Genomic DNA, 13,617 nt, shown 5'->3' with positions numbered 1-13,617 from the left:
CCTGCCCCCTGCTACTCTGCCTCTTTTGACAACCTCCCATCCTTCCCAAGAGACATCAAGCCATAAACGCGAACAATTTTATTGCGTCTTGTGTGTACTCGGAGATTAAAATACCAGAAAACTAGAGACGAAGCATGAAAGTTACCCAGGAAAAACTTCCCGCCAGCCAAATCGGGCTGGAAATAGAGATTACGCCGGAAATTACCAAGCAAACTTACGAACAGGTTATTAAAAACTTAGCGAGTACTGCCAATATTCCTGGGTTTCGTAAAGGCAAGGTACCTCGGCCGATATTGCTACAACGGCTGGGTACGACTCGTATCAAGGCAGCAGCGCTGGAAGAACTAATTCAAGATGGCATTGAGCAAGCAGTTAAACAAGAAGCTATCCCGGCAATAGGTCAGCCGCAATTACGCTCCTCCTTTGAGGATTTGATTAATAATTATGAACCTGGAAAACCTCTGACAATTTCGGCCGCGGTTGATGTAGAACCTGAAGTAAATCTAGTGCAGTACACTGATTTGCAAGCTAAGGCAGAAGAAGTCAAGTACGATCCAGAACGAGTGGACAGTACCCTCGACAAGGAACGTCAAGAATTGGCGACATTGATTCCTGTGGAGGGACGTGCAGCCCAAATCGGCGATGTTGCCGTAGTTGATTTTAAAGGTTCATTCGCCAGAGGGGAAGGTGAAGACGAAACGGCTGAACTAGAAGCGATTCCTGGAGCCGAAGCGACTGATTTTCAAGTTGAGTTGCAGGAAGATAAGTTTATTCCAGGCTTTATTGCTGGAATAGTAGGGATGAATCCTGAAGAAACCAAAGAAATTGCAGCGCAGTTCCCAGATCCTTATGCTAATGAAGATTTAGCTGGAAAAGCGGCAACTTTCACAGTAACGCTCAAAGAACTGAAGGAAAAGGAATTACCAGAAATAAATGACGATTTCGCCCAGGAAATCAGCGATTTTGAAACCTTAGAGGAGTTACGCGCTTCTTTGGTAGAGCGATATCAAAAAGAGGCGGATGACAAAACAAAAGCAAATAAGCAGGAAGCGTTGTTAACAGAACTGCTGAAGCACGTAGAAGTGGATTTACCAGCAACTTTGGTTGAGCAAGAAGTGGACGCAATGCTAACCCAAACAGCAATGCGGCTATCTCAGCAGGGATTGGATGTGAGGAAATTGTTTACTCAAGATATTATCCCTCAATTACGAGAGCGATCGCGTACTGAAGCCATTGAACGCATCAAACGTTCTTTATCGTTGCGGGAAGTTGGTAAACGCGAATCTATCCAGGTAACACCAGAAGAAATCGCAGCCAGAGTTAAAGAACTTTTAGAACAGTACTCAGAGGAGCAAGATGTTGATGAAGATAGACTGCGCTCAATCGTGGAAAACGAACTATTAACCGAAAAAACCCTTAATTGGCTTTTAGAACACTCCTCAGTTGAGCTTGTACCCGAAGGCTCCTTGAATCCCGCAGAGGAAACGGAAGCCCTAGAATCAGATGCTAATGCTGATGTACCTCAGACAGAGGAAGAAAACAGCGAACCTTCTACAGAAGTCACAGAAGGATAATCAAAAATCCCACAGCCATAAGTTCACCAGTCCTGAATTAAAGTACTGGTGAAATGGGTAAGTTAAAGAAGATCAGGAAGTGGGGAAGCAGCGGGAGCAGGAGAAGAAGAACTACTGATAATTACCCCATTCCCAATTCCCAATTCCCAGGGACATAAATTTCAAATAATTTAAAGAATTAATGCATTTTTGGCAAATTGTGACACACGTTATGGACTGAGCTTGATACTGTGTTACACGAGAGGAAATTATATGAGGCATAATGGTTAACACGTACCTATAAAAATCCCATTCTTCGAAAAGGCAGCATAAGCTGCTGAAACATCTGTCCTAAATTATCGTCAAAGAAAGCTTGTATGCTTGTATCGCAGTCGGGAAACTACCCCATCAGCAACCAAAGTCGGATAAACATTAACTCCCAGTTAAACAACAGCCCTAGCAACATCGTGCCGATGGTGGTAGAACAATCTGGTATGGGAGAAAGGGCTTTCGACATCTACTCCCGCCTGCTGCGAGAGCGGATTATCTTTTTGGGAACGCCAATAGACGATACTGTAGCCAACTCAATTGTGGCTCAGTTGTTATTCCTAGATGCCGAAGACTCAGAAAAAGACATCCAACTGTATGTTAATTCTCCTGGCGGCTCGGTCTACGCAGGGATGGCAATCTATGATACAATACAGCAAATTCGCCCTGATGTTGTTACAATCTGTTTTGGATTAGCCGCGAGCATGGGGGCATTTTTGTTGACAGCAGGGGCTGCCGGGAAGCGAATGTCTCTGCCCGACTCCCGGATTATGATTCACCAACCGCTTGGTGGCGCTCAAGGTCAAGCTATTGACATTGAAATTCAAGCTAGAGAAATTCTTTACGTTAAGGCTAAGTTGAATCAGTTAATGGCTCATCATACTGGTCAACCCTTAGAAAGAATTGAAGCAGATACTGAGCGTGACTTTTTTATGTCGGCAGAAGAGGCAAAAAACTACGGTTTGATCGATCAGGTCATTTCCAGGCAAAATCTTCCCGTAGCAGGGGAGAACGTCACCATTCTGAAATAAGAGGCTGGTATGTCTAAGTACGACTCCCATTTAAAATGTTCGTTTTGCGGCAAGTCTCAAGAGCAGGTGCGTAAATTAATCGCAGGGCCGGGAGTCTACATCTGCGATGAATGCGTTGACTTGTGTAATGAAATACTAGATGAAGAGTTACTCGATACCAATGGTGCGGCAGCACAACCTGCACCAAGAGCAGAACCACCTCAAAAACGGCGTACTCAATCTTCTAGTATTTCGTTTAATCAAATACCCAAGCCAAGAGAGATTAAAAAGTATCTAGACGAACACGTTATTGGTCAAGACGAAGCCAAGAAGGTGCTGTCGGTAGCCGTTTACAATCACTACAAACGGTTGGCGGTTATTCAGTCTAAAGGTAGTGGCAAAGGTGGAGCGGATGATGCAGTAGAACTGCAAAAGTCTAACATTTTGTTAATTGGCCCAACTGGTTGCGGCAAAACTCTTTTAGCCCAAACCCTAGCGAAAATTTTAGATGTCCCCTTTGCCGTTGCTGATGCTACAACGCTGACGGAAGCAGGGTATGTGGGCGAAGATGTAGAAAATATCTTACTGCGACTGTTGCAAGTGGCAGATTTGGATATAGAAGAAGCGCAACGAGGAATTATCTACATTGATGAAATTGACAAAATTGCTCGTAAGAGTGAGAACCCGTCAATTACCCGCGATGTTTCTGGCGAAGGCGTGCAGCAAGCCTTGCTGAAAATGTTAGAGGGCACGATCGCCAATGTACCACCCCAAGGTGGACGCAAGCATCCTTATCAAGACTGTATACAGATTGATACAAGCAATATTTTGTTCGTCTGTGGTGGTGCTTTCGTAGGCTTAGAAAAGGTTGTGGATCAGAGAGTTGGCAAAAAAGCAATAGGCTTTGTACAACCTGGAGAAGGGCAAACGAAGGAAAAACGGGCAGCAGATACTCTCCGCCATTTAGCGCCGGACGATCTAGTAAAATTTGGTATGATTCCTGAATTTATTGGGCGCGTGCCAATGGTAGCAGTAGTAGATCCGCTAGATGAAGAAGCGTTGATGGCAATTCTCACCCAACCACGCAGTGCCTTAGTCAAGCAGTACCAAAAACTGCTGAAGATGGATAATGTCCAGTTAGATTTTAAACCAGAAGCTTTACGAGCGATCGCTCAAGAAGCCTACCGCCGTAAAACTGGTGCTAGAGCGTTGCGGGGCATTATCGAAGAACTTATGCTCGATGTAATGTACGAGTTACCATCCCGCAAGGATGTGACACGCTGTACAGTAACACGCGAGATGGTTGAGAAGCGATCGACTGCTGAACTGATAATACATCCATCTTCACTACCGAAACCAGAATCAGCTTAATAGTCATTAGTCATTGGTCATTAGTCATTGGTTATTTGTCAAGAACTAAGGAATAATAACTATGTACCAAGGACAAATGACTAATGACAACTGACAAAGGACAAATGATTAATGCCTTATATTAAAGTTCGTGGCGTTGACCATTACTACGAATGGGTGAAAAAACCATCTGGTTTGGTAAAACCAGTGATGGTTTTTATGCATGGTTGGGCTGGTTCGGCCAGGTATTGGCAAAATACCGCTAATGCTTTATCAGAACAATTTGATTGTTTACTTTACGACTTGCGGGGATTTGGTCGTTCTCGTGGTAAGCCAACCATCGCGCAAGCAAGTGAAGCTGTTGCCGAATCTGAGTCTCCACAACAAGAATCAGAGGCAATCAGAGAGTTGACTTATGAATTAGAAGAATACGCTGATGATTTGGCAGCTTTGTTAGATGGGCTGCATCTTCAGCGCGTCTATATTAATGCTCATTCAATGGGCGCGTCTGTTGCCACCTTATTTTTTAACCGCTACCCGCAACGAGTCGAACGAGGAATTCTAACCTGTAGCGGCATTTTTGAGTACGACGAAAAATCTTTTAGTGCTTTTCATAAATTCGGTGGCTATGTGGTGAAATTCCGTCCCAAGTGGTTAAGCAAAATTCCATTTGTTGACCGGATGTTTATGGCCAGATTTTTATATAGCTCAATACCACATTCTGAGCGTCAAGCTTTTTTAGAAGATTTTCTCGAAGCAGATTACGATGCAGCTTTAGGGACAATTTTTACCTCCGTTAGTAAGGCTCAATCTGAAGTGATGCCGCTTGAGTTTGCCAAGCTGACAGTGCCGACTCTACTCGTTGCCGGGGAGTATGACAAAATTATTCCAGCCGAGATGGGGCGTAAAGCAGCCGCACTAAACGACAAAGTGGAATTTGTGATGATTGCCAACACAGCCCACTTCCCAATGTTGGAAGATACTCCAACTTATATGAAATTAGTGCAAGAGTTTTTGCAAATTAATACCCCACAGCCACAAGTTAGATAACTTCTGGCGGTTTTTTAGACAGTTAAATGAACCTGTGTGATACCTTGACGCATTTTATATTGTCGCCTTAACCAAGACTTTTTAATTATTTTACCGAGTAAGGGAGCAAGTTGAATCAACAGCGATCGCAGCATGGCATTTTTTCGCAGTAGTTCGCCTTGTTTAGCTTCCTCTAACTGGAGTTGCTGGGCGCGGATAATTTCTGGCTGACGTTCTGCTTGGATGTGCGATAGTGCCATATCAATATCCTGGTGTTCAGCTTCTTTGTGCAACAACGGCACAAGATGATTAGCAGCAACAATAACATCACGGAATGCTAAATTAATTCCTTGAGCGCGGACAGGAGACATTGGGTGTGCAGCGTCACCGAGAAGTAATACTCCTGGTGCGTGCCATTGGGGACAATAACCAACTACAACAGAAAGCCGAATGGGGGATTCGATGGTGTCTGCATAATTACGGAAATGCTCTGCTAGCCATGAGGGTGATAGTGAGGCAAAAGTCTCTGCCCAGTTTCCTTGCTTAAAGTCAGTGTTTTCGGTTGCGGACATCACCCAAGCTAGATGCAGTTTTCCTGATTCTGCTCCATGAAAAATGGTAAATACGCGATCGCCATTTACAATAGTACGAAACACATTATCGGTTGCAAACTCAGGACTGGCGGCAAGTTTAAACCAGAGAATATCAATATTTTTGGGCTGGCGGACTAATTCCAATCCTATGCGTTGTCGCACCTGAGAATTCCGACCATCTGCCCCAATTACTAGGTCAGCAGTAAGTTCTCTGCCATCGTTTAGTACTACGCCTGCGACACGTTCGTTGCTCCACCGTAAATCCTTGACGGGAACACCCTGGATAAATTCAAACCCATCCTTGGTTTGAGCTTCCGAAATCAGTGCTTTGAGTAGCGGTGGTTGTGAAACCAGCGTACAGGGACGGGTTGCGCCCATTGGCTCCTCGACTCGAAACAATTGTTTTTCTCCCAGGATGAATTCCCATGCGTCGAGTTGTCGATGGGGAATCTGCTGTAACAATGCTGATAAACCCATTTGGTCTAGTGCATCTAATCCACTGGGCATTAATCCTTCACCGCGAAAAACACGATGAAAGTCTTTTGCTGCTTCAATTAACGTTACAGAAATACCGCGTTGTGCAAGGAGGAGGGCAAGGGTTGCACCTGTTGGGCCTGCGCCTACAATTACAATTTGCATTACGTTATCCCTGCTGTATTAGTTGTTCTCAAAGGTGTTCTGCACTAACTAGTTTTAGAATAACGAACCACAGAGGCACAGAGGGCACAGAGAAATGAGAGTTTGAGAGATATTTTGCCTAAGTCGTAATTAACTCAAACCCAGTTCTCTTTTTAGCAAGTTAATTGAGTTAATGCCGATATAATTTTCAACCTTAATTAGCTTTGGTGGACGAATAATATCTTCATCAGATGCTTGCACGGCTGCTTGCACTGCCGCAAAACTGGCTTGATCGCTTATTATTACTTCAGCGCGTTTAACCATTGCTTGAAGTTTATAGGCATCTTTTGGTTGCGAAGTCATCACAAGTAGTTCATCTCCTCGCAGACCGTGGAGGATGACTTCTGCGGCTCGTGCAATGCCAGAACTGAGGCTAACTATGCCTACACAATTTTCTTTTGGGAGGGTTTTCAAGAGGCTGAGTTCTTTGCTGTAATCGTAAATATCCAGAGGAATTACCCGTGCAGCTTTCGGGGCTGCGATCGCTTCCACATTACTGATAAAATACCGACTTGTAACTACTGTCGCAGAGGTAGTTTTATCTAAGACTGCTGTTAATTCTTCCATTGCGACCAATTGAACTGGTATTTTTAGCGATCGCTCTAATTCATAAACCATCAATTCACCAGCACCCATGTCATAAGATGGAACTGCAACCAGTACCCGCGCACTACAACGCAAGCGCCAGTCAATTTCCGCTAAGAATAGCTCTCTGGCTTGATTGAGGGAACATCCTTGAGAGAGCAGATCGTCTAGTGCTTTCTGCACAACTTGATAAGCATCAGGATTTTGTTTGAGAATTGGTGATTGCAGCCTACTACCGCCCTCATGACCTTGGGCACGAACATAAATACCCGAACCAGCCATACTTTCAACAAATCCGTCTTCTTCTAGTTGACGGTAAACTTTGCTAATGGTATTACGGTGTAATCCCGTTTGCATTGCCAGCGCTCGTGTGCTTGGCAATTTGTACGCTGGGGGATATTGCCGAGAAGCGATCGCAAAGCGGATTTGATTAAACAGCTGGGTTGATGCGGGAATTTCGCTGTCTGGCTGAATACGGAATTGAATCATCACCAAACCTCCTGAATACTAAATGCTGAGTTTCGAGTTTTGAGTATTAAGTGTTGCTTTTATACCCAGCACTCCTTTTTTGACCAGCTGTATTTGCTACATATCAAATATTTGATTTAAATATAAAATTTTTTGGGTAAAAATTTTGACTGCGCTCACTATGGTAATTGATAACTTTATTGAAAATAACTTGGACATACTGGCATAGTTATATCAAACAAACACACCGTTAATCACATAACACTGGTAAAAATTATTATGACAGAGCAAGCAATAATTACCACAACGGTTAATCTTTTGCAAGATAATATTCAAGTGTCTGCTTATTTAGCAGAACCCAAAGAACCTGGATTTTACCCAGGAGTCGTAGTATTACAAGAGATTTTTGGTGTCAACGTTCACATTCGGGATGTTACAGAACGGATTGCCAAACTTGGGTATGTAGCGATCGCACCTGCACTTTTTCAACGCACTGCTCCTGGCTTTGAAACCGGATACACGCCCGAAGATATTAAAATCGGCAGAGATTATGCCGCGCAAACTCAAGCCTCTGAGTTATTAAGCGATATTCAATCAGCAATTGACTACCTCAAAAATCTGCCCCAAGTGAAAAAGGATAGCTTTGGCTGTATTGGCTTCTGCTTTGGTGGTCATGTCGCATATCTTGCAGCCACTTTACCAGATATTAAAGCTACAGCTTCCTTCTACGGTGCTGGAATTACTACTCGTACACCAGGAGGTGGCACACCCACTGTCACCCGTACTAGAGAAATTCCAGGTACTCTTTATGCCTTCTTTGGCAAAGAAGATGCTAGCATCCCACCCGAACAAGTAGATGAGATTGAAACAGAGTTAGAAAAATATAGAATTCCTCATCGTGTGTTTCGTTACGATGGATCTGATCACGGATTTTTCTGTGACCGTCGTGCCAGTTATAATCCTAAAGCGGCAGCCGATGCTTGGGAGCAGGTAAAACAACTTTTTGGTCAACTGAACTAAAAACTGTGCAACCAAGTTCGTCATTGGTCATTGGTCATTTGTAAAGGACAACTGACAAATGACAAATGGCAATCTAAACTTCAATGACATCATCTCAAATAAAAATTAATCTTCAAAAGTCATGAATTCCGAATCGAAACTTTCTCAAGCAGCCAATTCGTCATTTACAATGGACGATTTTGCCAAAGCATTAGAAAAACACGACTACCAGTTTCAAAAGGGACAGGTTGTACATGGCAAAGTGTTCCAACTTGACCATGATGGAGCTTATGTTGATATTGGTGGCAAGTCGTCAGCTTTTCTGCCGCGCGATGAGGCTTCTTTGAGAGCAGTTACCGATTTATCGGAAGTGCTGCCATTGCAAGAAGAAATGCAATTTTTGATTATCCGAGATCAGGATGCAGAAGGTCAAGTCACCCTTTCTCGCAAGCAGCTGGAAATCCAGCACATCTGGGAACGATTGGCCGAAATGCAGGAGAATGCCCAGACTGTGCAAGTAAAGGTTATGGGTGTAAATAAAGGTGGTGTCACCGTAGATATTCTCTCTTTGCGGGGGTTTATTCCGCGATCGCACTTGGCAGAGCGTGATAATTTAGATGCACTCAAAGGTCAAAATCTGACTGTGGGCTTTTTGGAAATTAATAAAAACACCAACAAACTCATCCTTTCGCAACGTTTAGCAACTCGTTCTAGCAACTTCAGCTTATTAGAACTAGGTCAACTGGTAGAAGGTAAAGTTACTGGCATCAAACCTTTTGGTGTGTTTGTCGATTTAAATGGTATGGGGGCTTTGCTTCATATCAAACAGGTAAGCCAAAAATTCATTGATTCTCTAGAAAAAGTATTTCAAGTTGGTCAGCCAATTAAAGCTGTAATAATTGATTTGGATGAAGGGAAAGGGCGGGTTGCTCTTTCTACCAGAGTTTTGGAAAACTTTCCTGGTGAAGTGTTAGAGAATATGGATGAAGTGATGGCTTCGGCTGAGGCGCGTGCTAATAGAGCTAATAACAAAGCTTCTGAATAGTTTTAAAGTGGGCTGTTTGCATAAAGCGTTTAAATCGCCATCTAAAACAATTTTGAATTGTTAATACTCCCCCTGCATCTTCTACAAAGATATGGGGGAAATTTTTTATTTGTAGAAAATAAGTCTGTTACAAATATTTTTAAAAGTCTGAAGTGCTTAAATATTATACTTTGCAAGTCTCGATGCGAGAAAAGATAATAACCCACTACTTCGCAACAAACCTCCACCATCCATGTGCAGAAAACCGGAGGTGTCCCTCTGGTGCTGATTTTAAGGGGGTATCTTCAAGTTTGAAAACAGTCCCTAGATGCCCACCACACAAGAAGTAGCTGAGTATTTTTTTATTTGGGAGTCCCTAAAGTCGAATTTAATAAGCAAAAACAGCTTTTACTTATTCAAAAGCTGCTTTTACTTTCAGATTTCAGTGTTTTTCGCAAGCAAAAGTTGTGTTTACTTATTCAAAAGCTGCTTTTACTTTCAGATTTCAGTGTTTTTCGCAAGCAAAAGCTGTGTTTACTTATTCAAAAGCTGCTTTTGCTTTCTGATTTTGGTGTTTTCCGCAAGTAAAAGCTGTGTTTACTTACTCAAAAGCTGCTTTTACTTTCTCATTTTGGTGTTTTCCGCAAGTAATCCAGCATAGGGACTTGCAGAAAATAAATTATCCCAAATTATTTGCATACTTGTAGGGGCGCAAGCCCTTGCGCCCCTACAATGGGATATTTTTTTAACTGGAAGTCCCTTAATAGAGTTCTTCTTCTTTGTGAGTTTCGATTGTGAGATTAGAAGTTGGGTAAGCAACACAGGTAAGCACATATCCAGCTTCTATTTGATCGTCATCTAAGAATGATTGATCGCCTTGATCGACAGTACCTGATACGAGTTTACCTGCACAAGTCGAGCAAGCACCAGCGCGGCAAGAGTAGGGAAGGTCAATACCAGCTTCTTCAGCAGCGTCTAGAATATAGGTATCGTCTTCAACCTCAAGTGTTTTGTCCAGTCCTTCGGCTTCGTTGATAAGTCTAACTTGATAAGTAGCCATTGAAAAATCCTCTCTTTTATGAACGGCAGTATAAGTTATCTTAAGGCAAAGGTCGCGGCTGTTCTGTGGAATTAGCCGCTAGTTTATATTTGCTTCAATTCTGATACTACGAGAAAAATTAAACTATGTAACTGGAAATCGAACCCGATTAGTAATGAAATTTAGTTACTTAATCCTGATAAGTTTTATTTATGTATTTCCGGCTTTATTCAGGCTGTAATAATAAAAAGCTATCTCTTAACAAAGGAAACATGATTAAATTTGATATTATCTAAAATTTAATTTGCAACAAAGCTTTGACTCATAAAGTAAGATTTTTGTCAAGATAATCGATAAACTTGAGAGGTTGTTTGAAATCAAAAAATTTCCTGCAATAACAAGGCTAACAAAAACCTATTTATAAGCCAATACAGTTCAGATAAGACCAAAACACTTGTAGAGACGGCGATTTATCGCGTCTCAAAAACCCAAAATTTTTACCAGTAGTCCTTAACCCAAGCGTATTGATTTATAAGCAGGTAACATAATGGGTTTGTTCCAAGTTTTTATATAGCAGGATTATGTATAATTCAGGAGCATCTTTGGAAAAAGCAAGAGTGCGTGTAGGTTTGGTAGGTACTGGGTATGCGGCAAAGTTTCGGGCTGAGGCATTGCTCCATGATGAGCGATCGCAATTAATCGCAGTTGTTGGTCATACCGCAGAAAAAACAGCAGCCTTTGTCAGAGAATACCAGATTAAAGCGTTGAGTTCTTGGCAAGAGCTAGTAGATCGGGAAGATGTAGACCTGGTGGTGATTTGCACTGTTAATCGAGATCATGGTGCGATCGCTCATGCAGCACTTAGCAACGGCAAACACGTAATTATAGAGTATCCCCTTTCATTGGATATAGTCGAAGCTGAGGAGTTAATCGCCCTAGCCAAAGCACAGCAAAAGCTCCTGCACGTCGAACACTTGGAACTTTTAGGTGGTTTGCATCAAGCCTTGAAGAAAAACTTAGACAAAATTGGTGAAGTGTTTTATGCTCGCTACAGCACCATCAATCCCCAAAATCCTGCACCCCGTAAATGGACTTATAACCACGAGTTGTTCGGTTTTCCCTTAATTGGAGCGCTATCTCGCCTACATCGCCTCATCGATTTATTTGGTACAGTATTTACTGTTAACTGTCACCAGCGATATTGGGAAATAGAACCGGAATATTACCAGACCTGTTTTTGTACTAGCGAACTCTGTTTTAACAGTGGACTTTTAGCCCAAGTAGTTTACGGCAAAGGCGAGAGTATTTGGCAATCAGAACGCAAGTTTGAAGTTCACGGCGAAAAAGGTGGTTTAGTTTTTGATGGCGACACAGGAATTTTCATTCAGCCAGGGGAAACAACACCTATAGAGGTTGGCCCTCGTCGGGGTTTGTTCGCTAAAGACACGAATATGGTATTAAACCATCTTTTTGATGGCACTCCTTTGTACGTTACCCCAGAGGAGAGTTTGTATACCTTAAAGGTTGCTGATGCTGCACAAAGGGCTGCACAGACAGGGTTCACTATGTTTATGTAAATTTGTCTAGATAAAAGTTAATGAAAACCGAACTAATTGTTATTTTATCCCAACGAGAAATAGAGAAAATGCGTCAAGCTGGGCGTTTAGCTGCTAAACTTCTCCAGCATCTTGAACCATTTGTAAAGCCAGGGGTTAGCACTCTGGAACTAAATGATGAAGCCGAACGCTGGACGCAAGCGCACGGAGCAAAAAGCGCCCCTCTTGGCTATAAGGGTTATCCCAAATCGATTTGCACTAGTGTAAATGAGGTAATTTGTCATGGCATTCCTAACGCCAAGCAGATTCTCAGAGATGGTGACATTATTAATATTGATGTAACGCCCATTGTTGAAGGTTATCACGGCGATACATCGAAGACATTCTTTGTTGGTACTCCTTCTCCAAAAACGAGGAAGCTGGTAGAAGTGACAGAAGAGTGTTTGCGCCTGGGGATTGCTGAAGTTAAACCTGGGGCCCGCATTGGAGACATTGGTGCAGCTATTCAAGAGTATGCTGAAGGACAAGGCTTTTCTGTAGTGCGAGATTTCGTTGGACACGGGATCAGTAACATATTCCACACTGCGCCGGATGTTCCCCATTATGGCACTCGCGGTAAGGGTAAGCGCCTCAGACCAGGGATGGTTTTTACTATTGAACCAATGATTAATGAGGGGACTTACGAAGTTGAAGTTCTCAGCGATAAGTGGACTGCGGTAACGCGCGATCGCAAACTATCCGCTCAATGCGAGCATACCTTAGTTGTAACTGAAGATGGCGTTGAAATTCTTACCCTACCTGAAGGCGAGAATTACTAAACGACTGATAGGTTTTTCGTAAGAATTCAGGAGTCAGAATTCAGAATTCAGAATAGTTAAAGAATCAGGAGAACATTTGATGACTAAATATACCAATCATTCTAGATTCCTGATAAATTCTGGCTCCTGACTCCTGGGTGCTGAATCCTTACGGTTTTTCTTTTACTTGATTAACATAATGACTCAAATTGCTGCGGAAAACGTCACACTTGAGCAGCTAATATTGCTCTATGGATTAGAGTTAGTTGATTCGGAAGAATTCTTTCGAGAGTGGCAAGATGACCTACCTGAACTGACAAACTTAGAAAAGCAACTATTGGATCAAATAAAGGCAGGTTACTTAAATTTACGAAACCATCCGCCTTTATTAGAAAATACAGTTAATACGACTGTTTTATCGCCACTACTATTCATTGGCAAGTTTTATCTACCTCCTTTTTATGTCAAATTAGAGAAGTCTATCGAGATTGAAACACAAGACAACCAAATTATTATCAAAGGACGAATTGACTTCTTACTTTTAAATCAAAAATTATGGGTAACAGTCATTGAGTCAAAACAGGTTGCTTATTCTGTAGAAGCAGGACTCGATCAAATTTTGGCATATATGCTGGCTGCTCCTCAGTCACAAGATGTAGTATTTGGCATGATTACTTCTGGTGGCAGTTTTATGTTCATTAAACTGGTCAAAGGCGATCCTCCTCGCTATGCCACTTCAGACATTTTTGATGTCCGTAACCGTGGTAATGAGTTGTATAGTGTACTCCAGATTTTGAAGTGTATTAGTCAACTGCCCGATCAAAGGAAGTTAGAATAATCAAGAGCGGCAATACCTGCTCTAGTTCTGAACCTGGAAGGACAAATCTT

The 13,617-nt window shown here is 42.4% G+C and carries 12 protein-coding genes; 9 read left to right on the top strand and 3 right to left on the bottom strand.

Going from position 1 to position 13,617, the window contains the following annotated elements; translation table 11 throughout:
- Positions 1-134: 134 nt before the first annotated feature.
- From tig to RMZ41_RS14350, 4 genes are all read left to right on the top strand, one after another.
- The gene (gene tig / locus RMZ41_RS14365; protein WP_322642920.1) at positions 135-1,574 is read left to right on the top strand and encodes a trigger factor; all 1,440 of its coding nucleotides are present in this window, start codon (positions 135-137) and stop codon (positions 1,572-1,574) included.
- 356 nt (positions 1,575-1,930) lie between these two features.
- Positions 1,931-2,632: an ATP-dependent Clp endopeptidase proteolytic subunit ClpP gene (clpP, locus tag RMZ41_RS14360; protein ID WP_322642919.1), complete on the top strand. Its 702-nt coding sequence runs from the start codon at positions 1,931-1,933 to the stop codon at positions 2,630-2,632.
- Positions 2,633-2,641: 9 nt separating this feature from the next.
- Positions 2,642-3,982 carry an ATP-dependent protease ATP-binding subunit ClpX gene (clpX, locus tag RMZ41_RS14355; RefSeq protein ID WP_322642918.1) on the top strand — a complete coding sequence of 447 codons (1,341 nt, stop codon included), beginning with the start codon at positions 2,642-2,644 and terminating at the stop codon, positions 3,980-3,982.
- Positions 3,983-4,093: 111 nt separating this feature from the next.
- Positions 4,094-5,011, top strand: coding sequence for an alpha/beta hydrolase (locus RMZ41_RS14350; protein WP_322642917.1), 918 nt, complete (start codon positions 4,094-4,096; stop codon positions 5,009-5,011).
- 14 nt (positions 5,012-5,025) lie between these two features.
- Here the strand turns inward: RMZ41_RS14350 and RMZ41_RS14345 are convergent, their stop codons facing one another.
- Both RMZ41_RS14345 and RMZ41_RS14340 read right to left on the bottom strand, forming a co-directional pair.
- Positions 5,026-6,222: an FAD-dependent oxidoreductase gene (locus RMZ41_RS14345; RefSeq protein ID WP_322642916.1), complete on the bottom strand. Its 1,197-nt coding sequence runs from the start codon at positions 6,220-6,222 to the stop codon at positions 5,026-5,028.
- 129 nt (positions 6,223-6,351) lie between these two features.
- Complete coding sequence (locus RMZ41_RS14340) at positions 6,352-7,335, bottom strand: GntR family transcriptional regulator (protein ID WP_322642915.1); 984 nt, start codon at positions 7,333-7,335, stop codon at positions 6,352-6,354.
- A gap of 258 nt (positions 7,336-7,593) precedes the next feature.
- Here RMZ41_RS14340 and RMZ41_RS14335 point away from each other — a divergent pair, with 258 nt between their 5' ends.
- Together RMZ41_RS14335 and RMZ41_RS14330 are read left to right on the top strand one after the other, a co-directional pair.
- The gene (locus RMZ41_RS14335) at positions 7,594-8,334 is read left to right on the top strand and encodes a dienelactone hydrolase family protein (protein WP_322642914.1); all 741 of its coding nucleotides are present in this window, start codon (positions 7,594-7,596) and stop codon (positions 8,332-8,334) included.
- A gap of 121 nt (positions 8,335-8,455) precedes the next feature.
- Positions 8,456-9,358 carry a S1 RNA-binding domain-containing protein gene (locus RMZ41_RS14330; RefSeq protein ID WP_322642913.1) on the top strand — a complete coding sequence of 301 codons (903 nt, stop codon included), beginning with the start codon at positions 8,456-8,458 and terminating at the stop codon, positions 9,356-9,358.
- A 739-nt stretch (positions 9,359-10,097) separates the two neighbouring features.
- On the opposite strand, the gene RMZ41_RS14325 is transcribed toward RMZ41_RS14330, so the two are convergent.
- On the bottom strand, positions 10,098-10,397 hold the full coding sequence (locus RMZ41_RS14325; protein ID WP_322642912.1) for a ferredoxin: 300 nt from the start codon (positions 10,395-10,397) through the stop codon (positions 10,098-10,100).
- 560 nt (positions 10,398-10,957) lie between these two features.
- Between RMZ41_RS14325 and RMZ41_RS14320 the strand changes: the two genes are divergently transcribed.
- The 3 genes from RMZ41_RS14320 to RMZ41_RS14310 all read left to right on the top strand — a co-directional run bounded on the left by RMZ41_RS14320 (position 10,958) and on the right by RMZ41_RS14310 (position 13,567).
- Positions 10,958-11,953 (top strand): Gfo/Idh/MocA family oxidoreductase, encoded by a 996-nt coding sequence (locus RMZ41_RS14320; protein WP_322642911.1) that lies wholly within the window; start codon positions 10,958-10,960, stop codon positions 11,951-11,953.
- A gap of 20 nt (positions 11,954-11,973) precedes the next feature.
- Positions 11,974-12,750 carry a type I methionyl aminopeptidase gene (map, locus tag RMZ41_RS14315; RefSeq protein WP_322642910.1) on the top strand — a complete coding sequence of 259 codons (777 nt, stop codon included), beginning with the start codon at positions 11,974-11,976 and terminating at the stop codon, positions 12,748-12,750.
- Between the two features lie 178 nt (positions 12,751-12,928).
- Complete coding sequence (locus RMZ41_RS14310; protein ID WP_322642909.1) at positions 12,929-13,567, top strand: restriction endonuclease subunit R; 639 nt, start codon at positions 12,929-12,931, stop codon at positions 13,565-13,567.
- Positions 13,568-13,617: the final 50 nt, after the last annotated feature.

Source organism: Nostoc sp. DedVER02, assembly GCF_034530675.2.
Lineage (GTDB): Bacteria > Cyanobacteriota > Cyanobacteriia > Cyanobacteriales > Nostocaceae > Nostoc.
Note: the sequence above shows the minus strand (reverse complement) of the source record. Positions and strands in the feature narration are given on the sequence as shown.

Coding starts and splice junctions, on each gene's coding strand:
- tig (WP_322642920.1), top strand. CDS start 135: ATGAAAGTTACCCAGGAAAAACTTCCCGCCAGCCAAATCGGGCTGGAA.
- clpP (WP_322642919.1), top strand. CDS start 1,931: ATGCTTGTATCGCAGTCGGGAAACTACCCCATCAGCAACCAAAGTCGG.
- clpX (WP_322642918.1), top strand. CDS start 2,642: ATGTCTAAGTACGACTCCCATTTAAAATGTTCGTTTTGCGGCAAGTCT.
- RMZ41_RS14350 (WP_322642917.1), top strand. CDS start 4,094: ATGCCTTATATTAAAGTTCGTGGCGTTGACCATTACTACGAATGGGTG.
- RMZ41_RS14345 (WP_322642916.1), bottom strand. CDS start 6,222: ATGCAAATTGTAATTGTAGGCGCAGGCCCAACAGGTGCAACCCTTGCC.
- RMZ41_RS14340 (WP_322642915.1), bottom strand. CDS start 7,335: ATGATTCAATTCCGTATTCAGCCAGACAGCGAAATTCCCGCATCAACC.
- RMZ41_RS14335 (WP_322642914.1), top strand. CDS start 7,594: ATGACAGAGCAAGCAATAATTACCACAACGGTTAATCTTTTGCAAGAT.
- RMZ41_RS14330 (WP_322642913.1), top strand. CDS start 8,456: ATGAATTCCGAATCGAAACTTTCTCAAGCAGCCAATTCGTCATTTACA.
- RMZ41_RS14325 (WP_322642912.1), bottom strand. CDS start 10,397: ATGGCTACTTATCAAGTTAGACTTATCAACGAAGCCGAAGGACTGGAC.
- RMZ41_RS14320 (WP_322642911.1), top strand. CDS start 10,958: ATGTATAATTCAGGAGCATCTTTGGAAAAAGCAAGAGTGCGTGTAGGT.
- map (WP_322642910.1), top strand. CDS start 11,974: ATGAAAACCGAACTAATTGTTATTTTATCCCAACGAGAAATAGAGAAA.
- RMZ41_RS14310 (WP_322642909.1), top strand. CDS start 12,929: ATGACTCAAATTGCTGCGGAAAACGTCACACTTGAGCAGCTAATATTG.